The sequence below is a fragment of the Gramella sp. Hel_I_59 genome (assembly GCF_006714895.1).
In the GTDB taxonomy this organism is placed as follows: Bacteria; Bacteroidota; Bacteroidia; order Flavobacteriales; family Flavobacteriaceae; genus Christiangramia.
The window spans coordinates 1,029,250-1,051,946 of record NZ_VFME01000001.1 but is presented as its reverse complement, the minus strand read 5'-3'; the positions used below and the strand labels follow the sequence as shown (position 1 = coordinate 1,051,946).

The following is a 22,697-nucleotide window of genomic DNA, read 5'->3' as shown; positions in this document are numbered from 1 at the left end:
AATAATTTGGTGCCAATACAAATTCTCGAAAAACAAAAAACCTCAGGATTACTCCTGAGGTTCTTTAGAATTATATAATTAAATGCTTATGCTGCGTTCTCCTTTTTAATAAGGTTTAATGCAGATCCATGCTTATACCACTCTATTTGAGGCAGGTTATAAGTATGATTTGCTTTAATTGTATCCTTACTTCCATCTGCATGTACGATCTCTATAGTAAGAGGCGTATCTGGTGCAAAGTTTTCAAGATCTATAAAGTTGAACGTATCATCTTCCTGGATTAGATCATAATCAATTTCATTTGCGAAAGTAAGACCTAACATTCCCTGCTTCTTAAGGTTTGTCTCATGTATACGAGCAAAAGACTTCACCAATACCACCTTAACACCTAAATGTCTCGGCTCCATGGCTGCATGCTCTCTGGAAGAACCTTCACCATAGTTATGATCTCCTACTACAACTGTTGGAATTCCTGCTTTTTTGTATTCTCTCTGTACTGCCGGCACACCATCGTACTTACCAGTAAGCTGATTCTTAACAAAATTGGTCTTCTCGTTGTAAGCGTTAATAGCTCCAATAAGACAGTTGTTAGAAATATTATCTAAATGTCCTCTATATCTTAACCATGGTCCAGCCATAGAAATATGGTCGGTAGTACATTTACCCCACGCTTTGATCAGTAATCTCACGCCAGTAAGATTTTTACCATCCCAAGGCTCGAAAGGTGTAAGCAATTGAAGTCTTTCACTATCTTCAGCCACTTTAACTTCTACACTGCTTCCATCTTCATTTGGAGCAACATATCCAGCATCTTCAACAGCAAATCCTTTAGTAGGAAGTTCAATTCCCTGAGGTTCGTCAAGCATTACTTCTTCACCATCCTCGTTCATTAATTTATCACGGGTTGGATCGAAATCCAGTCTACCAGAAATTGCAATTGCTGCAACCATTTCAGGAGAACCTACAAAAGCATGCGTATTTGGGTTACCATCTGCACGCTTAGAGAAGTTACGGTTAAAAGAATGAACGATCGTGTTCTTCTCTTCCCCTTTTCTATCTGAACGATCCCATTGACCAATACATGGTCCACAAGCGTTTGTAAAGATAGTAGCATCAAGATCTTCAAAGATCTGAAGTAATCCATCTCTTTCAGCAGTAAATCTAATTTGTTCAGATCCAGGGTTGATCCCGAAGTCAGATTTAGCCTTTACTTTCTTATCTACTGCCTGTTTTGCGATAGAAGCTGCTCTGGTCAAATCTTCATAAGAAGAGTTCGTACAGGAACCAATCAGACCCCAATCGACGTTGATTGGCCAGTCATGCTCCTTAGCTTTTACGCCCATTTCAGAAATAGGAGTTGCAAGATCTGGAGTAAATGGTCCGTTTAAGTGAGGCTTCAACTCGTCTAAATTGATCTCGATCAATTCGTCAAAATACTGCTCTGGATTTGCGTATACTTCATCATCACCAGTTAAGTGCTCACGTACTTCATTAGCTGCATCTGCAACATCTGCACGGTTGGTAGCTCTCAGGTAACGCTCCATAGAGTCATCGTAACCAAAAGTAGAAGTAGTCGCTCCAACTTCAGCACCCATATTACAGATAGTACCTTTACCAGTACAGGAAAGGTTACGCGCACCTTCACCAAAATATTCTATGATTGCTCCGGTACCACCTTTTACAGTAAGAATACCTGCAACTTTTAAGATCACATCTTTAGAAGAAGTCCATCCAGAAAGTTTTCCGGTTAACTTCACTCCAATAAGTTTCGGGAATTTAAGTTCCCAAGGCATTCCAGCCATTACATCTACAGCATCTGCTCCACCTACTCCAATTGCAACCATTCCTAATCCACCGGCGTTTACCGTGTGAGAATCGGTTCCAATCATCATTCCACCTGGAAATGCATAGTTTTCTAGAACTACCTGGTGAATAATACCTGCACCTGGTTTCCAGAATCCAATTCCGTATTTGTTTGATACTGATTCCAGAAAATCAAAAACCTCACTACTACTTTTGTTTGCAGATTGCAAATCTATCGCAGCTCCCATTTTCGCCTGGATAAGGTGATCACAATGTACAGTTGTAGGAACAGCTACCTGCTTCTTACCTGCCTGCATAAATTGTAATAATGCCATTTGCGCAGTCGCATCCTGACAAGCAATTCTATCCGGTGAAAATTCTACATAATCCTTACCTCTTTGAAATGCTTCTTTAGCACTCCCATCCCATAAGTGAGAATAAAGGATCTTTTCTGAAAGCGTCAAAGGTTTACCAACAACTTTACGTGCTGTATTCACACGTTCAGCCATGTGGCTATACACCTTCTTAATCATATCAATATCGTATGCCATATTCTGTTTTGTTTTTATTCTAAAAAAGTCTTGCAAAAATAGGAAATTTAGACCGATTTTAAAAATAAGGAGCAATACTCAGAAATCGCTGTAAATTATTTCTGAAATTGTAATTTTTACGATAGAAAATTCAATAAAAATGAATTTTAGGTTAGATTTCTAAGAATTCGATAATTTTTGAAGTCTATATCGAATATCTGGCAGGTTCACGGAGTGTCTTTTGCCTTCGGAATAAATAAACTACAGGAGCCATAAAAGCAATAAAAAACATGGACAGGATCCAGAATGTTTTGTCACGTAGCTTATTCAGAATCATATCCAGGAGAACGGTAATCCAGAATCCGAATAAAAAGATAGAGGATACAAATTTCAGAATAAATGCTGAAGATTCATCCAGTCCTGTTATGTTAGCAAGAAACTTATTACCAAAAGCAAGATAAAAAAGTATAGAAAAGAGAATTTTATAGCGTTCAAGAAAATTGATCACTAGAATAAGTTTTTGATGATTTGTTCAGCAGAAATACCTTCAGCCTCCGCCTTGTAATTCCTGATGATACGATGCCTTAAAATTCCAATGGAGACAGCCTGAACATTTTCAATATCTGGTGAAAATTTACCCTGTACTGCGGCATGGGTTTTGGCAGCCAGAATTAAATTCTGAGAAGCTCTTGGTCCCGCCCCCCAATCAATATAATTCTGAACAAAATCTGAAGCTTCTTTGCCAGGCCTTGTTTTTCCTACCAGTCTCACAGCATATTCTATAACATTATCCGGCACCGGGATACGCCGGATCACTTGTTGAATTTCAGATATTTCTGAAGCATTAAATAATGGATTCACCGTTTTCTGAACATCTGTGGTCGTAGATTTCACGACATCCACTTCTTCCTGGAAACTTGGATATTCAAGATTTATTGCAAACATAAACCTGTCCAGCTGGGCTTCAGGCAAAGGATAGGTTCCCTCCTGTTCTATCGGGTTCTGTGTAGCCAGAACAAAATAGGGTTTATCAAGCTTATAATGATGACCGGCTACCGTAACAGCTCGTTCCTGCATGGCTTCAAGTAAAGCTGCCTGAGTTTTTGGCGGAGTACGGTTGATCTCATCTGCCAGTAAAATATTGGTGAAAACCGGACCCTTTATGAACTTAAATTTCCGATTCTCATCCAGGATCTCTGATCCCAGAATATCGCTGGGCATAAGATCTGGTGTAAATTGTATCCTTTTGAAATCCAGACCCAGCGCTTTTGCGATGGTATTGACCATCAACGTTTTTGCAAGGCCTGGAACTCCGATCAATAATGAGTGTCCTCCTGAAAATATAGAAAGTAAAACCTGTTGCACGACTTCATCCTGACCAACGATCACTTTCGCGATCTCTGTTCTAAGTTCGGCGTGTTTCTTTACCAGGTTTTCTATCAGGGCAACATCAGACATTCATTATTTTTTTAACCAGTCGTTAGCGTAATCACAATCACGGTACTTCCCGTTTACTTTAATATAAGTATCTGCGATCTTTTCCTTTTGCCACTTCTCGATAACTTCGAGCTGTTTATCTCTTAGCGCAAGCTCCTTGATCTTAAGATAATCTGTCGCATAATCTGCTTCGTGTTCTTCTATTTTCCTAGTAACCTTGATGATCTTGAATTGAGGTCTTCCTGTTCTGTCCTGTTGTGTAAGAACCAGGGAAACTTCACCTTCATCTAAAGATTCCACCTGCTCAAATAATTTAGGATCGATCTTGGTTAGTTCAAATCTGGTATCACCAGTTCTTGGATTGATCAATTTTCCACCTTCAGTTTTAGTTTCTTCTTCATCTGAAGCTTCTCGAGCAGCCGCGGCAAACTCTAAGTCTCCTTTTAAGATCTTACTTCTTAAGGTATCGATTTCAGCTTTCGCTGCCTGCACAGATGCATTCGTTACATCTGGGATCAACAATATATGTCTAAGTTCTACGGTTTGCCCACGAATCTTGTCGATCTGGATAATATGGTAACCAAATATAGTTTCAAAAGGTTCACTAATCTCACCCTCCTGAAGACTAAAAGCTACATCCTTAAATTCCTTTACAAATGCATCTTTTCTGGTGAGCGTAATTCTACCACCATCTCTACCGGTAACCTCATCATCTGAATATAAAACTGCCTTGGTAGAAAAACTTGCACCGTTCTCTTCAATATCAGCCTTAAAGCCTTTCAATCTATCTATAACCTTCTGACTCTCTTCCTTAGGAATTTCAGGTTCGATCACGATTTGAGAAAGTTCAATTTCAGTACCAAACATCGGTTTTTCATCCATTTGCACGTAGTACTGTCTTACTTCTTCCGGAGTAACCTCCAGATCCTGAATGATCTTTTGCTGCATACTCTGGGTAAGCTGATTTTGCTTGGTAAGTGTAAAGATCTCGTCTCTTAGTTCGGCTTCGCTATCCTTTTTGTAGAATTCAAGGATCTTTTCCATAGAACCAGCCTGCTGAACTAATCCCTGCAGTCTTTGGTCTACCATTCCATTAATCTGAGCGTCAGAAATAATAATACTATCCTGTATCGCATGATGTGCATACAATTTGTTCTCCATTAGAGAACCTGCCAGCTTACAATCATTCACCTCTGCCGTGGTCATTCCCTGTGACTGCATATCCTTATACATCAGGTCGATATCACTTTCAAGAATGATATATTCTCCAACTACTGCAGCGATCCCATCAACTTTCATGCGCTGTTTCCCCTGCATTTCGTTTTCCACCTTCTTCACCTCGGCATCTGGCTGGATCGACGTACTATCTGTTACGATCACTTCCTGAGAAAATCCAAGAGCCGTGAACATCATGCACACTCCTGAAAATAGCGGTTTAATTGTAGATTTCAAATTCATTATTTTTAATTGCATCTTTAGTAATATCCTTTTCTAATTCTTTAATAAGCGACTGCTTTCTCTTATTCAGCAAGATCTCGCGAATGGTTGCTGAAGCGTAATCTAAAGGAGCCTGTTCATTTCTTGCCAGTACATCGTTCACATAAACAAGGTACACGTTTAATGAATCCTTTAACTCCAGGAAATTTGATTTTCGCAATAGCTTGGACCGATCCTCTACAGAAAGCGGACCAATTTTATCATAAACAGATTTTGTTTTAACCCAAACAGAATCGTTCATGCTGTAATTTTTAAACTGAATCGCCATATTGCTTAATGCTTGCTGATCTGCAGCGTCAAAGCGGCGAAATTTAGTTCTTATTTCATCAAGGTTGTTAGTATTCTTCGGAAGATTAATATACCTGAGTTTTACAAGGTCCTCATTCAGAATAAAATTTTCCCCATTTTTCTCATAATAAGCTTCGATCTCGTTCTTGTTGAGGGAGGTATCAAGATCCCGGGTGACAATGGCATCTGTATATGCATTGGTATACAACTCATTCTTATAGTTCTCCACCAGGGCATTAAATTCTGCCTGTTGTTCTCCTGGTAAATTTAGTTTCGCCCTGTCAATCAACAATTGCTGAGTCGCCCAGCGAGTCACGTAATTACCAACGATAATCGAACTGTCTTCAGGAGAGGTATCTTCATCAATAAGAGATTGAATATCCTCCTCGTATAAATAAGAATCATTGACTCTTACTACCTGTACCCTGTTATCGGTTTGCTGAAAATACTCACAACTGCCAAACATCAAAGAGCACAATCCAAGGTAAAACCAATAAAAACGTATATTCAAAATCAATCGTTTATGCACCTCTTTTATTAAGCTGAAAACACCTTCAGCTCTTACTAAACTTACTATCCGCGCAAAAATAACAATTACTTGAGGTTCTGCAAGCTAAAGGCATAACGAATAAGCAACCTACGAAATTATAAATTCTGAAAGATTTTTATTTCCGTAGTATCTTTAGACTGAAGCTAAAGCAACATCATATGAAATACGAACAGAAAATTGTGATAAACAAACCTCTTAATGAGGTCATAGAAAAATTTTCAGATCCGGAAAGTCTTAAGCACTGGCAGGAAGGTTTTATTTTTATGAAACCCATAAACGGAGTACTTGGAGAAAAAGGCTCTCAAAATCTTCTAAAGTTCAAGATGAATGGTCGTGAGATCGAAATGACCGAGACCATACTTGCCAACGAACTTCCTCTAAAATATGAAGCCACATACATCGCTAAAGGAGTATTTAACCAACAGGCTAATTATTTCGAGGAAATAGAACCTGAAAAAACGCTGTGGCGCACAAATAATGAGTTCAGGTTCTCAGGATTTATGAAAGCGATTGGAATGTTGATGCCCGGAGCATTCAAGAAACAATCAAAACAATTCATGACAGATTTCAAAGCTTTTGCTGAAGAAGGTAAAAGTGTGCTCGATAAATAATTAATTTTCTGAAGGATAGCTGATATTTACCTCAGCCTGTTATATTTGCGAAAAAATATTTAGAATGAAACGATTAAGTATTGCCATTTTAATGCTATTTGTAGTAGTTTCTGCAAACGCACAATCAAAAATTGGAACTATTGATGCAGAATATATTCTGGCACAAATGCCAGAAAATGTTGAAGTAAATAAATCTCTGGAAGTTTACAACGAAGAGCTTCAGGGCGACCTTAAGAACACAATTGGAAAATACGAAACAGCGGTTAAGGAATACCAGGAAACCAATGTAGGTCTTACCGATGATGTTAAGAAAGAGAAGGAAAACGAGATCATTGGAATGGAGAATGAGATCAAAGGCTTCAGACAGAAAGCATCTGTAATGCTTCAAATGAAGAGAAGTGAACTTACCGGTCCGCTTTATGGAAAGATCGATACTGCAATGAAAGAAGTGATCCAGGAAGAAGGTTACACTCAGATATTCCATTCTGGTTCTGGCGGACTTGCATTCTCAAGAGAACAGGATGATATCACGCTTAAAGTGATGGAAAAAATGGGTATAGAAGTAAAACCTGAAACTACTCAACAGGCTGCTGGATCTACTACCACAGAAAACTAGAAACTCCAGTTATTAAACAAAAAAGCCCTGCAATTTGCAGGGCTTTTTTTTATTTCAATTTCTTAGATTATCTACTGTAATTAGGAGATTCTTTTGTGATCGTCACATCATGAGGATGACTTTCGTGAACTCCGGCAGCTGTAATTCTAACAAACTTTCCAGTTTCCTTCAAGGTCTCCACATCACCCGCACCGCAATAACCCATTCCGGCTTTGAGCCCACCAATAAATTGGTGAATACTTTCTTCCAAATCTCCTTTGTAAGGAACTCTTCCCACGATTCCTTCTGGAACAAGTTTCTTAATGTCATCCTCCACATCCTGGAAGTAACGATCTTTCGAACCTTTTTCCATAGCTTCAACAGATCCCATTCCACGGTAAGACTTGAATTTACGACCTTCATATATGATCGTTTCACCCGGTGATTCCTTAGTTCCTGCTAGCAGTGAACCAAGCATCACACAATCTGCACCTGCAGCAATCGCTTTTGGAATGTCTCCGGTATAGCGAATTCCTCCATCGGCAATTACCGGCACGCCAGAACCTTTGATTGCTGCGGCAACCTCCAGCACTGCTGAAAATTGTGGAAATCCAACTCCAGCTACAACTCGCGTTGTACAGATTGAACCTGGTCCAATTCCTACTTTTACAGCATCTGCACCTGCGTCTACCAAATATTTAGCAGCTTCTCCGGTAGCGATATTTCCAACAACTACATCAAGATCTGGGAATTTCTTCTTTACTTCCTTAAGCACCTGCACCACACCTTTAGTATGACCATGAGCGGTATCAATAATGATTGCGTCCACACCTGCATTTACTAAAGCTTCAGCGCGGTCCACTGCATCTCCGGTAACACCCACTGCTGCAGCTACGCGAAGTCTTCCGTAGGTATCTTTATTAGCCATTGGCTTTTGGGTAAGCTTGGTGATATCACGAAAAGTTATCAAACCAACCAGTTTATCCTCAGCATTTACGACCGGAAGTTTTTCAATTTTATTTTCCTGTAGAATAACTTCTGCCTCTTCCAGTGAAGTCCCTTCTGAAACCGTTACCAGGTTTTCTGAGGTCATTACCTCCTGTATTGGTCTTCCTGTATTCTTTTCGAATCTTAGGTCACGATTGGTTACAATCCCAATAAGTTTCCCGGCATCATCTACAATTGGAATTCCTCCAATGCTATGTTCTTTCATGGAATCTTTAGCATCTCCAACTTTGGCTGTAATTGGTAAGGTTACCGGATCTATGATCATCCCACTTTCTGCACGCTTTACCTTTCTAACTTTCAAGGCCTGCTGCTCGATCGTCATGTTCTTGTGAAGTACACCAATTCCACCCTCTCTAGCCATGGCAATTGCCATTCTGGATTCGGTTACGGTATCCATCGCTGCGGAAACGATAGGAACGTTGATTGGAATATTGCGTGTAAATTTTGACTGAATGCTTACTTCTCTTGGGAGAACTTCAGAGTATGCCGGTACTAAAAGTACATCGTCATAAGTTAGTCCGTCACCTAGAATTTTGGAATCGTGTGCGATCATTGCAATTAGAGATTTAATTGCATGCAAAGATATGGTTTATAAGTGACAATCAATGAAGTATTCCACTTAACAAAACATAAATCTCCTGTTAGAAATAGAAAATGCGAATCTTTACACGTTTATCTAATTATATGGCTTACAGGTATTTAAATTCATTCTTAATGAATCGCGTGGTATCTTTAGTTTAAAACAAATCAATTATGAGTATTAGACTAGGAAACAGCTGCACCAATTGCGACAATTTTCAGAATAACTTTTGCACTAAACATGAGACCGCAGTAAATGTTCAGCATACCTGTGACAGTTTCGATATGAAAGCTGTTATTAAAAATGAGAAAAACTGCCTTAATTGCGCAAGATATGAAAGTCCGACCTGTGCGAATCCTCAAAAAGCAGCACCCGGGATGTTATGCAGTCACTGGGCACCGCAAGCTACTGCGTGATTTATAATTTAATCTGCAGACTTGAATACCAGGTAAGCGGCTGTGCGGGAATAATCCCTGGCCCGGGATATCCTGTGGCTCTACGTGTAAAATAACTATTGTCTAAAAGGTTATTGATCCCGGCTTCCAGCTTAAATTTACCAAGTGTATAGCTGGCCGATACATCCATAATTCCATAAGATGGAATGGAACCTCGAATTCCATTAATCCTGTCATCCACATCTTGCGGAGCATTCGTTGCGTCTGAGAACTGTTCAGAAAGATAGGTATATTGAAGACCTGCGAGGAAGTTTTTATAACCAAAATTAAGACCGGTTTTCAAGTTTACCTTCGGAATAAATTCAACTTCATTTCCTTCTACGTTGATCTCATTAGAATCCACATATTCAGAGCTGGTAAAGGCAGCATTCACAAAATAGTTTAGTTTATGATCTTCAGAAGTTTCAAAGAATGTATTCTTCAGATCCCAATCAGCGAAAGTTTCCAAACCGTATATAAAGGCATCACCAATATTGGATTTGTAACGGTAATAATCTGTAGCAGTAGCCACATCCACAACCCCTATCCTGTCATTATATCTTAATCCAAAAACGCTAACATCGTAAGAAACCTTATCGGCAAGTCGACCGCGCACACCAATATCTGCAGTGAATCCTTCTTCATCGGTAATTTCAGGATCTATGACAAGATTTGGATTTACAACCCTAATATCATTAAAGGTAACAGACCTGTAATTCTGGGAGATATTTGCATAGAGTTCGTTCTTAGGATTCAGGGAATAACTGGATCCAACACCAAGTAAAACAAAAGAACGCTCGAAATCTCGACTATCTTCTACAGTTTCATTCTGAAGTGGATTTCCTGCCAGATCCAGAATAATATTTTTGTAAGACCCTTCAGAAGCGGTATTTATATATTCAAATCTAAAGCCGGGTGTAACCGATAATCTTTCAGAGATATTAAAAATATTCTCTCCAAAAATAGCAAGGTTCTTATTAGGGAAGTTAAACTCAGCCTGTCTCGCGTAATCTGGATATGTTGAATCTGCAAATGAGAAATCGGGACCGGTCGCGTTAGAGCCAGGTCCTTGTCTCTGGTCATTATTGGCATCATAATACTTTGCACCAATTAGAAAAACCGACTGATCATTAAGCAGGTCATACCTTGTTAATAACCGGGTTTCAATTCCCCAATTAGAAAAGTTGTCTACCAGCAATTCTCTGGGTGCATCGAGATCATCTACTTGGGAAACTCTATCTACTCTAAATCCCAGCGCTTTTCTTGTCGCATCCAGTCCAAAGAAATTAACGCTAACATCTGTTCTATCTGTAAGTTTGTGTTGTAGCTTGAAGGCATAAAGATTCCAGTTAACATCGAACCAGTTTCTTTCCCGATTGCTAAAATCCGGATCTTCATAGAATTGAAAATCTGAAAGCCCTCCCGGTTGTTGTGCCAGGTAATCCAGGTAAGTATACTCAAAACTGATATTGGTGCGATCACTAAGCTGGTAACCGAGATGTGCGAACACATTCCTGGAATCGTAGCCAGAGTTTGGACGGAAACCTTCCCCGCCCTTATAATGAAAATAAGTGTAGTAACTCAATTTCCCTACAGTCCCACTAAGGCTGTTAAAACTGGTAAAAAGATCGTACGAACCTACACTCTGCCTCGAAATTAGCTCTATCTTTTTATCCTTTACCGGTTCTTTGAATTTGAAGTTGATCATCCCGCCAAACTGAGTCCCGTACTGTAAAGATGCGGCTCCACGAACCACCTGAATCTCCTTGAGAGCTTCTGCCGGAGGTGTATAGTAGCTTTCAGGATATCCCAAAACATCTGCTGAAATATCGTAACCGTTTTGCCTGGTATTAAAATTCTGGGTTCGGTTAGGATCAAGCCCGCGACCTCCAATATTTAATTGCAAACCTGCATCGCCATTATCATAAATGTTGAGTCCTACCACCTGATTGTAGATCTGTCTGGCATTATTCGCCGCCAGGTTTCCTACTGTTTTATCAAGCAGAACCACCTCACTTTTCTTACCTGCATAAATTGCAGTTCCTTCTACCTTACGCAATTTTCTTAGCGCGAAGATCTCTTCCCTGCGATTAGTGATCATTACTTCACTAAGGTTATTAGAAAGTTTTGCAAGCTCAAAATTCACTCGAGTATCAGCATTAATGAAGATCTCTTTATCTGCGATCGCATATTCAAAACTGAAAACTGCAAATTCGTAATTACCCTCCTGAAGATTCTCTATTCTGAAAACACCATCTTCATTGGTAAGTACCATTTCTGAAACTGTTTTGTTCCATACTTCAGCATTAGCAATTGGAGAGCCATCTTCAACTGAAGTAACCGTCCCACTAATCGTGAATTGGGCCTGAGCCAGTGAAGTAAACAAGAATATGATACTAAAGACCTTTAATTTCATCCTGGAATGGTAATATGAATTCTTTGTGTTCAAACGAGTCGGCAAAATTAAGCAAATTTACATCAGGATCGATGTAAGGCGCACTCTTTCTGCCGTTAAGCGCCACGTAGTTCTCTACGTAAATCTCTATATTTTGATGACCATCTTTGCTGAAATGATCTTCAAGAAATTTCGCGTATTGCAAAATAAAATCTGGTTGGAATGACATCTGTTTTTCCTGAAAAGGAGTCAGAAAATCTGAATTATTAACGTAAAAGCGATTTCCGGTTTCAGCATCTACTATCTTAAACTGAGCGTAACCAGCTTTTTCCATGAGCATCACCCGCCAGCTAAATCTAAAACCTTCTTCAGTCCAGAATAATTCTCCCGGATATGCTAGATATCTCCACGGTAGTAAAAGCTGAATTGTAAAGAATATTACTACGACAGTTCTCACGATCTTGCCGGTAATATCTGGAAACTGAAATACTTCAGAAGTATCGAATCTTGATTTATTGATCTTAAATATTTCAGCAATAAACTTCAGGATCCTGTGGTGAAGCATCGGACTAAAAAATATCAATGCGCTTACAATCATGATGTAAGGAAACATTCCGATAGGAAAAAGTACGCGTGTGAGAACATGAAAAATGATCACCATGATAAAAGCTGCAAATCGAGTACGACGCCACAATAGCAAAAATGGAATAAAGAGATCGTACAGCATCCCGCTCCAGCTAAAGGCATAATGCAACCATTCCTGCTGCATGATATCACCCAGCCATGGCAGATCATATTTGGAGGGTAGCCAGATTTTTAAAGGCATGGCTCTTAACAACCAATCTGAATTTAGTTTTGCCAGTCCCGCATAGAAATATACGATCGCTAGAAGCAGTTTTAAAGAATCCACGCACCAGGCCGGTACTTTTTGAAACGATTTCTTTTTATCTCTCCAGGCATCTATTGAAAAATAGACATTAGCGGGTAGAAAGATCATCAAAAAGCTCAGGATGCTAATAAAGTAATAATGGTTCAAATAAGTGGTCTTATCCATAAGCTCGATGTAGGTGAAACTCAGGAAAAACACGATGATAGAAATTCGGTACTTGTAACCGGCTGCGACGGTCAGGGCAGAAAGTCCGCAGATGATAAAAATAAAATAGGTATACTCACCTATTGGCTGTACCCATTCAAATCCATAATAAGAGAAGAAAAATTTCGGGGCAATGTAGAGTTTCTCGATCCAGCCGTTGGCCCAGAAACGTAGAATACTGGCAAACATCATCAAACCAAAAAATAAACGAAAAGCCGCCAAAGGGGCAGCTTCCGTATACTTTTTTAGATATTTATTTGCAGAAAACAGCATTCAGATATTAATCTCCATCTGAATCTACATAATCCACACTAATGGATAATGCCTGCATCATGTCAACTTTTAGAAGAATCACAGCCTTCTGTAATTCGTCATAAGCTTCCAGCATTTTAGTGTTATCTTTTTCTACCTGTGATTTCAAGTTCGTTTCAAGAGATGAACTTTGAGATTGAATGGCATCTAACTGGTTTTCAATTAAACTAGCCAGATCTGCTCCGTCTTTCATAATATCCAGATACTCCAGGTACTGTTTGTAGCTGCTTCCAGTTCCATTTCCTGAAAAATGTCTTCCGTAGAAAAAGTCTTCAAAACTCTGTACCGCTTCCAGGTAAAGTTCTCTTGAAATCTCACCATTAAAACGAGCTTCTACATTAGAAGGAGACGCTGTTCCTGTAAAAGCACCTGCCGGGAATCCTATCTTTCCAGATCTAAGAATCTTCTCGAAGTACATTACATAGTCATTCGTAAATTTATCTACAGAACCTGTGCTTGATGATGAAGTATTACTTACAAAAGTATCTCTGTAATCTCCGTTCCAGGAATTTGAAACTTCAGTAGTAAGAGCATTCATTCTTGAGGCTACAGCATTTAAATATGTACGGTAATTCTCATTAGAGCTATATAGAGCCACGGTTTCTTCCGAAGTTCCCATACCGAATAAAAGGTAGTCTAAAGCTGGCAGTCCCTGTTCAGCAAAACTGGATGGTAATTCCAGATTAAAAGAACCTGAACTTATTTTAGATTCGATATTCGAGGTATTTGCAGGATAGGTATTTAAATAACTACGATAGTTAATTTCCTCTGCCTTTCCAACCTGGAACATAGAAACCGACTGGAAGCTCTTGTATGCATCAACATAATCCTCACGAATTTGCTGCAAACCTGCAGCGTCTGGAGCAGCAGTGAAAGCAGAAGCTGCCGATTCCACATTTTGAGTCTTAGTAGCCATGTTATTGTAAGCAGGGACAATGATATTATCTGCCCAGTTTACAAGCATTGCGCCACGATCAAAAGAATCTGTTCCTCCAGTTTCCCCACCTGTCTCTGTGCCGTCATCTTCAGAAGAACAAGCCGCGAAGATCAGTGCAAATACAATGAATAGTCTTGAAAATTTAATCATATCGTTTAATTGAAAAACCGGAGCACAAGACTCCGGCAAATTATTATTCTGCAGCTTCAGCTACACTAAAATCAAATTCTGCAGCGATCTTTTCTGAAATACTGTCCAGAGTATCAGGACTTACTTCCCAGAAACCATTTCCGCTTAATAATTGATCTTTAAAATTATTGATATCAGACACGCTTACATAAGGCATGTTCGTCATAGGATCATTGGTAAATCTTAAGCTATATAGGAAACCATAACCTTCAGATAATGCATGGAATGCTGCTCCAAACTCACTATTCGCAAGAAGGTTCTTACCATCCTGCAGATAGTAAACTGCTCTTACCGCGATAGTTTTAGAAATATTCTCGCGAATAATAGCAACCTGCTCGTCACGTACTACGTAATCCCCTGCAACGATTGCTGCTCTACCAGTTTTAAAGGCTTCGAAAGTTTCTTCAGCTAACCCGGCGAAATCTTCATCTTCATCAACCTGTCCTAAATAGCTGAACAATAATCTATCATCGCTTTCATTCAGGATCGAATTTGGATTGGAAGCAGGAATTGATGGATCACCATATAAGTAACCATAAGCTTCATCCCACTTATGCTCCATTGTAGTATAATTTTTCCCTTCTTCTGGAAGCTCATCATCGTTGTTCAACCTGTTATCGGCTTCGTCAAGAACTGGCTGAGATAGGTAATTATTAAGAATTTGATCTGCCAGAAGACCACCTATAAGAGACTTGGCAAATGCCTGATTCAATTCCAGACCTTTTCCATTCACGTATCTTACACGCGTTCCCTGTGCAATCTGTCCTGCCTGACCTGCTTCTGCAAGCACATCTTTATTTGCTTTAACAGTAGTCATTTGCTCGGTGATCCAGGATTCAAAATCAGATTTGATCTCACTGGCTTCTACATTATTGGTAGCAAAATACAGATTTGAAGCTGCTACTTTGGATTTGATACTTTTACTGGAAGCGTTAAGATCTTCATTAGCGAAAGGTGAATTCTCATTCGCAAACATATTCAGCAACATTTCTTCTGAAGCGTTGTCAAAATCGGTGAAGTTCGATAGAAGTTCTGCAGACATCTGTAGTCTGGTAGTTTGTCCTTCGAAGTTTACAGTAGATTCACCGTTTCTCGTAAAATCGTAAGAAACCGGTACATCGATATTTTTTTCGTTTAGGATATCAGAATCATCATCAGATGAACATGAGCTTAAAGTTAGGGCTGCAACAAAGGCTGAAACGAACAGCTTTTTCATATAGTTTTATTTAGACTGGTTTAAAATAACTAATTCCAGCGCAAATATAATATGAGCTTATAATTACCGCAAGTTTATTTAGATTAATTTTAAATAGGTTTTATTAATACCTCTATAAGATTCAATAAACAGTACTAATGGTAGGCGTTGAAGATCTTTGATGCCTCGTTGTAGGATGACTCGAAACTGGTCATTTTAATGTTACTATCTGCTTTGGCTGCGTTAAAATAGGAGAGCATTTTTTCTGAAGGCATGTTCCCCGTTAGTTCATCTTTAGCCATAGGGCAACCACCAAATCCCTGAATAGCGCCATCAAATCTTCTACATCCTGCCTTGTAAGCAGCGTCGATCTTTTCATGCCACTTAGCCGGTGTTGTATGCAAATGTGCCCCAAATTCCACTTCTGGATATTTAGTGATCAAATTTGAGAACAGGTATTCGATGATCTCTGGCGAAGATGTTCCAACCGTATCTGAAAGACTCAGGATCTTTACTCCCATTCCGGCCAGCTTTTCTGTCCATTCTCCAACGATTTCCACATTCCATGGATCTCCATATGGATTCCCAAAGCCCATGCTCAGGTAAGCGACCACTTCTTTATTACTGTTGTTGGCAACATCAAGAATTTCCTGCAATACTTCTACAGATTGAGCAATAGTTTTATGAGTATTCCGCATCTGAAAATTTTCAGAAATCGAAAATGGATATCCCAGATAATCAATCTCTTCAAATGCTGAAGCATCCTGTGCTCCGCGAGTATTAGCGACAATAGCAAGTAATTTAGATTGTGTTTTAGAAAGATCTAATCTCGATAGCAAATCTGCCGTATCCTGCATTTGCGGGATAGCCTTAGGTGAAACAAAACTTCCAAAGTCGATAGTATCAAACCCGCACCTTAAAAGTGACTGAATATACTGCGCCTTTTTCTCTGTAGGAATGAATTCTTTAATTCCCTGCATCGCATCGCGGGGACATTCGATTAGTTTCACTTGAGCCATATGGTCAAAGATAGTATTTTAAAGAAAATTTAAAAAGAATATAGTTTCATTGATAATCTGAAATTTCAGAATCAACTATTGCCATTATAGCTAAGAATTCCACAATTAGATAAGAATGAGAACCGCTATAAGAATAAAAATGACCACTTGTAACCATTTCAGAAAGATACCAGAAGAAGGATATGATCTTACCCAGCCAGATATTTTGTTTGCGGCGAAGGCTACCAGACAAAAAATGACCAATGCCTGTAACATGAATACAAAACCAAGAATATAAAATTGCCAAACGGTATTACCATCAGGTTCCCACAGAAATCCAGGAAAGAATGCCAGGAAAAAGATTCCGACTTTTGGATTCAAGACGTTCATGATGAATCCCTGTCGGAATAATGACCACAGACTTTTATGTTTAATTCCTGCCGAAGAAAAGGCAATTTCAGGATTAGATCTGTATACCTGGTAAGCGAGGTATAACAAATACAAAGCTCCGAGTATTTTTATGATGAGAAAAGTAGTATCAGATTGCCGGATGATCGCTGAAACTCCAAAAGCAACCAGACTGGTATGAATGATTATTCCGGAAACAAGTCCGACCGCCGTAGCTACACCCTGTTTCGCTCCGTACGCGATCGACCTTACCAGTACATAGATAATATCCGGTCCCGGCGAAAATGTAAGTAATATGGAAGCTGTAAGAAAAGGAATTAGTTGTTCGAGCATCTTAACTATAATCCTTTCTCCAGAATCTTCTTATTAATATCTTTTATTAGTTGAGGACCTTCATAAATAAAGCCTGTGTATAGCTGAATCAGGCTTGCTCCGGCTTCCAGTTTTTCTAGAGCATCTTCTGCAGAATGTATTCCTCCAACCCCAATAATCGGAAAGGTACGACCGCTTTTTTCAGAAAGAAAACGTATTACTTCTGTAGCCCTTTTGGTTAGAGGTTTTCCACTAAGTCCGCCCATTTCACTTTTGTTCTCAGACTGCAGTCCGTCACGCGAAATTGTAGTATTAGTAGCGATCACCCCGGCTATTCCGGTTTCCTGAATGATCTCGATAATATCCAAAAGTTGCTCATCTGTAAGATCTGGCGCAATCTTTAATAAGATAGGCTTCGAGGCATCTTTAAGTTCGTTTTTCTTCTGAAGAGTGTTCAGCAGTGCTTTTAATGGTTCTTTATCCTGAAGTTCCCTTAGGTTCGGAGTATTAGGCGAGCTAACATTCACAACAAAGTAATCTACATAATTAAAGAGTGCTTCAAAGGAATAAACATAATCATCTACGGCTTTATCATTGGGAGTAAGCTTGTTCTTTCCAATATTACCACCAATAAGCACGTTTGTATTTTCCTTCAATCTGGCCACCATCTGCTCCACGCCTTCATTATTGAAACCCATACGATTTATGATAGCTGAATCTTCGGGCAACCTGAATAACCTGGTTTTTTCATTTCCAGGCTGAGGCTTTGGGGTTACAGTTCCTACTTCGACGAAACCAAAACCTAAAGCTGAAAGTTCTTTGTAAAGTTTTGCATCTTTATCAAAACCTGCGGCCAGACCTACAGGGTTCTTAAACTTCAGTCCGAAGACTTCCCGTTCCAAACGCTTGTCAGAAATATTAAATCTTGATCTTAGAAAGGCTAATGCTCCGGGGATCCTGCAAAATTTCCGAAGAAAATTAAAAGTGAAATAATGAATCTGCTCAGGATCGTACTTGAAAAGCGCTGGTCTTATGAGTGACTTATACATCTAGGTAGGTTTATGCAAAAGTAACTGAAATTCTATAAAAGCAAACCCCAATTGACTTACTTCTATGCTGTCGAAAATAATAAAAGGCAGCCACCTGGCTGCCTTTAAACATTAAATTGAACTATTTAATCAAGAGTTATGCTCATTCTCGCAAACATAAATCGTCCTCCAATTCCAAATTGCTGAGCTCTACGAGACCAGTCAAATCTTCCTGAACTACGGTTATTGAATGCCTCCTCTGCTCTATCAGGATAAATATCGAACAGGTTGTTTGCTCCAATTGTAAAGGTAAGAGCATCTGTAGCCTTATATCCAACCGAAAGGTCAGTCACCACTTTTGAACTAAAAACCTGCTGATTTGCCAATGTCGTTGAAGCTTCTGTCACTTCCCCAAAATAAACATTTCTTAGAAATACATTAAAGTCCCCTGCTGTCAAACTGTTAGTTAGATTCACTTTAGTTCGTGGTACTGCTTCTTCAAGATACACACGGCTATCTTCCGGGAAATAAGTATCTACTAAACCAGCTCTTTCGAGAACATCAGAAGCATTTATATCTCCAACTTGTTTGGTCTTAGACAAAGTTGCTGCAAGATCAGATTTAAGACTTACATCATCATTGAAGATCGCATTATGCGTTAATACAAAATCCAAACCTTTAGATTCTGTATCAATTGCATTTGCAAAGAAAGACGCTGCAGTAGCATTTGCCTGAGCCAATAGGTTATCAAGTTCAGTTCCTGTTCCAGGGCCCTGAAATTGCCCGGTATATACTATACGATCGTCTATCGCCACCAAATAGCCATCTACGGTAAGTGAAAGATTAGCATCAGGAATTTTGGCCGTGAAACCTAAACTTATACTCCTGGAGGTTTCTTCTTTTAGCTGAGGAATTCCCAGTAATTGCGCTGGTCGGCTATCGTTTGAAAAAGTACCGACTTCCTGTGGGTTCCCAGCATTATCAAAGATCGTAGATGTAGAATTAAAATAAAGCTGATGCAAAGATGGAGCTCTGAAACCTGTATTTGCAGCACCTCTAATATTGATATTATCGGTGAGCTTATATCGTGAAGATAATTTAAAGTTGAGAGTAGAACCAAAGTCGGAGTAATTCTCGAATCTCGACGCGAAGGTAACCAGCATCTTTTCACTGAAATCCATCTCAACATCGAAATATCCGGCTATACTGCTTCTTTCTCTGGAAAGCTCGTTCTTTGGACTAAATCCAGGGAAAACCTGTGAACCACCTGGTCTTGCACTGCCAAAAAAGTCGGTAGCAGGGTCTTGATCTGATCTCACTACTACATCACCATTAGCGGTATACTGTTCATACGAACCTTTTTCGCCTGCCATGATCTCATAGTTTTCAAATCGATGTTCTGCTCCAAATGCGACGTTCATTCCCATAAAAACATCTTCAAATAATCTGCTTACATCTAAATTAGTAGTGTTTTGCATAAAGGAGAATCCACCGGCATCAAATGCTGTTGGACTTGCTCTCTGTAAAGATGCGTTGGCGGTATTTGAAATAAAATACTGGAATTCATTCTGTCCCCAGGTATTACTAAAGTCAACTCCCCAATCACTAATTTCTCCTTTAACTCCTACTGCAAAAGACTGATCCTTAATTTTGGAATTGATTTCCGGAAGAAAACCATTAATATAAATTGGAGTGTATGTACGACTCTGGTTTGGCAGTCTATAGAAACCAGCAGAATTTCCTCTACGGGAACTTATACCTGCAAACGAATATAATTCAGTTCCCTCCTCATCGAGTGGTAAAGACATATTTGCGAAAAATCTACCCCCTCTTAGACCAGATTGACCAACTCTCATATTAAAGTCAGTTCTCTCCAAACCACGAGCATCCAGTTCATTTTCGGTAACATCCAAGCCAAGAAGTGACTGTAGTGTAGCTCTATCTGGAGCGTTACTAATATCATCCTGAAAATCGTTGGTAAAGTATGAAACCTGCTGAGCAAAATCCTTAATTTGATCATCAGAAAGATTGGCAATATTAGCTCCTGCATTGGCAGCACGGTTTTCTATTGCGTTATATGCATTAAAAATAGACCCTTCCCATTCTCTCATCCGGTTGTAATCTTCCCGGTAATCGAAATCACCCGAGAAGGTGACATAGCCACCCTTATCTCCCAGACCTATCCCATAGCTTGCGGCGACATTTACGGTTTCACCATCTACCCCACCAGTTTGCTCATTGGCATTCTTAGAAAAATTGGCACCAGTGGTCACGTTCAAACTTAGTTGATCTGTTTGATCTTCAAGAACTATATTGATCACCCCTGCAATGGCATCAGACCCATACTGAGCTGCTGCCCCGTCCCGTAATACCTCAATTCTTTTAATGGCTGAAGCCGGAATCGCGTTAAGATCGGTTCCCACACTACCTCTACCAAAAGTACCATTTACGTTCACCAAAGAAGAGTTATGTCTACGCTTTCCATTTATTAATACAAGTACCTGATCTGGGCCAAGACCTCGAAGAGAAGCCGGATCAATATGATCTGTTCCATCAGAAATAGTTTGAGTATTAGAAGTAAAGGATGGCGCTACGTAATTTAGCATTTGATTAAGATTAACCTGAGGTACTGCGGTAGCCATTTCTTTAACGTCGAGTACATCTATAGGAACTGTACTTTCAACAACAGTACGGCTTCGGTTTCTCGAACCTACAAGAACTACCTCTCCTAGCGCCATACCGGACACCATGGTTACATTAATTTGCTCCTGATCAATCAATACTTCGCGAGCATCATACCCTACGAAGGTGAAAACCAAGGTCTGACCAAATTCAGCTTCCAAAATGAATTTTCCATCAAAATCTGTAATAGTTCCCTTGTTGGTATCCTTAATAGCAACAGAAACTCCGCCGAGCGGCTGGGAATTTTCGTCCATTACTAATCCTTCAATTGTCCGCTCCTGTGCCTGCAAGATCGAACACATAAAAAACGATAAAATTAAAAAGTAATAGTTCTTCATAACTAAAAGTTTTTGGTTTCATTAAATATAACTCATTTATAATTAGCATTATAGGCCCTCGAAACCCAACATGAAATTCAGAATTAGTCCATGATTTATGCGATGATTGAACTGAATACGAACCTTGAAGTTTTTCTATATTATTTTAAAAAGATTAAGAAAAAAGAGATATTCGAAAATTATATTTGCAACATTCTATAAATTATAGATTTACCTAATCAATAAGTTCAGATGACCAACAAACAGCATATCATAGACAGATTTTTAAGCTACGTAAGGATAGATACGCAAAGTGATCCTGAAAGTACTTCGACGCCCAGCACCATGAAGCAATGGGACCTGGCGAATAAGCTCGTAGATGAATTGAAGGCTATTGGGTTGCAGGATGTAACCATAGATGAGAATGCTTATGTTATGGCAAGCTTGTCTGCGAATGTTCCACACGAAGTTCCTGTGATCGGTTTTGTTTCGCACTTTGATACAACTCCAGATTTCTCAGGTACAAACGTGAATCCGCAGATCATCGAAAATTATGATGGTAAGGACATTGTCCTAAATAAAGAGAAAAATATCATTCTTTCTCCGGAATACTTTGACGATCTGTTACAGTACAAGGGCAAAACGATTATCACTACAGATGGAACAACCCTTCTGGGCGCAGATGATAAAGCAGGGATCACAGAGATCATGACAGCCATGGAATACCTGGTGAACAACCCTGAAATTCCGCATGGAAAAATAAGAGTCTGTTTTACTCCAGATGAGGAAATTGGTCGCGGTGCACATAAATTTGATGTAGATAAGTTTGGAGCCGAATGGGCTTATACGATGGATGGCAGCCAGATTGGAGAACTGGAATACGAAAATTTCAATGCAGCTCGCGCAGTTGTAAAAGTGGAAGGGAAAAGCGTACATCCTGGTTACGCCAAAGATAAAATGGTGAACAGTATGTATATCGCCCAGGATTTTATCAATTCCTTACCAAGAATGGAAACCCCGGAGCATACTGAAGACAGGCAGGGTTTTTTCCATTTAAGTAGCATCAAGGGAGATGTGGAGGAAACTATTCTGGAATATATCATAAGAGACCATGAACTCGGGCACTTCCAGGCCCGTAAGGAAATGATGCAAGATCTGGCCAGCGAGATCTGCTCACAATATGACCGGGATCTGATTACTATTGAAATTACCGACCAATACCGGAATATGCGAGAAAAAGTAGAACCGGTAATGCATATTGTAGACCTTGCTCGTGATGCGATGGAAGCAGTGGATATCGAACCTATCATCAAACCAATTCGTGGCGGGACAGATGGTGCTCAACTAAGCTTTATGGGACTTCCCTGCCCAAACATCTTTGCAGGTGGTCACAATTTCCATGGTAAATATGAATATGTACCGGTAGAGAGTATGCAAAAGGCTGCGGAAGTGATCGTAAAATTAGCAGAACTTACGGCTAAAAAATACGAATAGAAGA

18 protein-coding genes are annotated in these 22,697 nt (G+C 39.5%); 4 read left to right on the top strand and 14 right to left on the bottom strand.

Annotation, left to right across the window (positions count from 1 at the left end; all coding sequences use genetic code 11):
• Positions 1 to 86: 86 nt before the first annotated feature.
• The 5 genes from JM79_RS04780 to JM79_RS04760 all read right to left on the bottom strand — a co-directional run bounded on the left by JM79_RS04780 (position 87) and on the right by JM79_RS04760 (position 6,066).
• Positions 87 to 2,354: an aconitate hydratase gene (locus JM79_RS04780; protein ID WP_141877056.1), complete on the bottom strand. Its 2,268-nt coding sequence runs from the start codon at positions 2,352 to 2,354 to the stop codon at positions 87 to 89.
• Between the two features lie 184 nt (positions 2,355 to 2,538).
• Positions 2,539 to 2,841, bottom strand: coding sequence for a hypothetical protein (locus JM79_RS04775; protein ID WP_141877055.1), 303 nt, complete (start codon positions 2,839 to 2,841; stop codon positions 2,539 to 2,541).
• Positions 2,841 to 3,791, bottom strand: a complete 951-nt coding sequence (locus JM79_RS04770; protein ID WP_141877054.1) for a MoxR family ATPase — start codon at positions 3,789 to 3,791, stop codon at positions 2,841 to 2,843. The genes JM79_RS04775 and JM79_RS04770 overlap by 1 nt, the downstream gene beginning before the upstream one ends.
• Positions 3,792 to 3,794: 3 nt before the next feature.
• Positions 3,795 to 5,228 (bottom strand): peptidylprolyl isomerase, encoded by a 1,434-nt coding sequence (locus tag JM79_RS04765; RefSeq protein ID WP_347707200.1) that lies wholly within the window; start codon positions 5,226 to 5,228, stop codon positions 3,795 to 3,797.
• Complete coding sequence (locus JM79_RS04760) at positions 5,206 to 6,066, bottom strand: peptidyl-prolyl cis-trans isomerase (RefSeq protein WP_347707199.1); 861 nt, start codon at positions 6,064 to 6,066, stop codon at positions 5,206 to 5,208. Before JM79_RS04760 ends, JM79_RS04765 begins: the two co-directional genes overlap by 23 nt.
• A gap of 197 nt (positions 6,067 to 6,263) precedes the next feature.
• Between JM79_RS04760 and JM79_RS04755 the strand changes: the two genes are divergently transcribed.
• Positions 6,264 to 6,716: an SRPBCC family protein gene (locus JM79_RS04755; RefSeq protein ID WP_141877052.1), complete on the top strand. Its 453-nt coding sequence runs from the start codon at positions 6,264 to 6,266 to the stop codon at positions 6,714 to 6,716.
• A gap of 64 nt (positions 6,717 to 6,780) precedes the next feature.
• Positions 6,781 to 7,332, top strand: a complete 552-nt coding sequence (locus tag JM79_RS04750) for an OmpH family outer membrane protein (RefSeq protein ID WP_141877051.1) — start codon at positions 6,781 to 6,783, stop codon at positions 7,330 to 7,332.
• Positions 7,333 to 7,399: 67 nt separating this feature from the next.
• Here JM79_RS04750 and guaB read toward each other — a convergent pair whose 3' ends face one another.
• Entirely contained in the window at positions 7,400 to 8,872 is a 1,473-nt protein-coding gene (guaB, locus tag JM79_RS04745; protein WP_141877050.1) for an IMP dehydrogenase, read from the bottom strand.
• A 200-nt stretch (positions 8,873 to 9,072) separates the two neighbouring features.
• On the opposite strand from guaB, the gene JM79_RS04740 reads away from it, so the two are divergent.
• Entirely contained in the window at positions 9,073 to 9,315 is a 243-nt protein-coding gene (locus JM79_RS04740) for a hypothetical protein (protein WP_141877049.1), read from the top strand.
• A 1-nt stretch (position 9,316) separates the two neighbouring features.
• On the opposite strand, the gene JM79_RS04735 is transcribed toward JM79_RS04740, so the two are convergent.
• The 8 genes from JM79_RS04735 to JM79_RS04700 all read right to left on the bottom strand — a co-directional run bounded on the left by JM79_RS04735 (position 9,317) and on the right by JM79_RS04700 (position 21,220).
• Complete coding sequence (locus JM79_RS04735; protein WP_141879176.1) at positions 9,317 to 11,749, bottom strand: TonB-dependent receptor; 2,433 nt, start codon at positions 11,747 to 11,749, stop codon at positions 9,317 to 9,319.
• Positions 11,730 to 13,094: an HTTM domain-containing protein gene (locus tag JM79_RS04730; protein ID WP_141877048.1), complete on the bottom strand. Its 1,365-nt coding sequence runs from the start codon at positions 13,092 to 13,094 to the stop codon at positions 11,730 to 11,732. Before JM79_RS04730 ends, JM79_RS04735 begins: the two co-directional genes overlap by 20 nt.
• Before the next feature lie 7 nt (positions 13,095 to 13,101).
• The gene (locus tag JM79_RS04725; protein WP_141877047.1) at positions 13,102 to 14,220 is read right to left on the bottom strand and encodes an imelysin family protein; all 1,119 of its coding nucleotides are present in this window, start codon (positions 14,218 to 14,220) and stop codon (positions 13,102 to 13,104) included.
• A gap of 43 nt (positions 14,221 to 14,263) precedes the next feature.
• Positions 14,264 to 15,475 (bottom strand): DUF4856 domain-containing protein, encoded by a 1,212-nt coding sequence (locus tag JM79_RS04720; RefSeq protein ID WP_141877046.1) that lies wholly within the window; start codon positions 15,473 to 15,475, stop codon positions 14,264 to 14,266.
• 134 nt (positions 15,476 to 15,609) lie between these two features.
• Positions 15,610 to 16,473 (bottom strand): hydroxymethylglutaryl-CoA lyase, encoded by an 864-nt coding sequence (locus tag JM79_RS04715; protein WP_141877045.1) that lies wholly within the window; start codon positions 16,471 to 16,473, stop codon positions 15,610 to 15,612.
• Positions 16,474 to 16,578: 105 nt separating this feature from the next.
• A complete protein-coding gene (locus JM79_RS04710; protein ID WP_141877044.1) occupies positions 16,579 to 17,193 on the bottom strand; it encodes a LysE family translocator in 615 nt (204 codons plus the stop codon).
• Between the two features lie 5 nt (positions 17,194 to 17,198).
• Positions 17,199 to 18,221, bottom strand: a complete 1,023-nt coding sequence (locus JM79_RS04705; RefSeq protein ID WP_141877043.1) for a quinone-dependent dihydroorotate dehydrogenase — start codon at positions 18,219 to 18,221, stop codon at positions 17,199 to 17,201.
• A 125-nt stretch (positions 18,222 to 18,346) separates the two neighbouring features.
• Positions 18,347 to 21,220 carry a TonB-dependent receptor gene (locus JM79_RS04700; protein ID WP_141877042.1) on the bottom strand — a complete coding sequence of 958 codons (2,874 nt, stop codon included), beginning with the start codon at positions 21,218 to 21,220 and terminating at the stop codon, positions 18,347 to 18,349.
• Positions 21,221 to 21,451: 231 nt separating this feature from the next.
• On the opposite strand from JM79_RS04700, the gene pepT reads away from it, so the two are divergent.
• Positions 21,452 to 22,693, top strand: coding sequence for a peptidase T (gene pepT, locus JM79_RS04695; protein ID WP_141877041.1), 1,242 nt, complete (start codon positions 21,452 to 21,454; stop codon positions 22,691 to 22,693).
• Positions 22,694 to 22,697 lie beyond the last annotated feature (4 nt).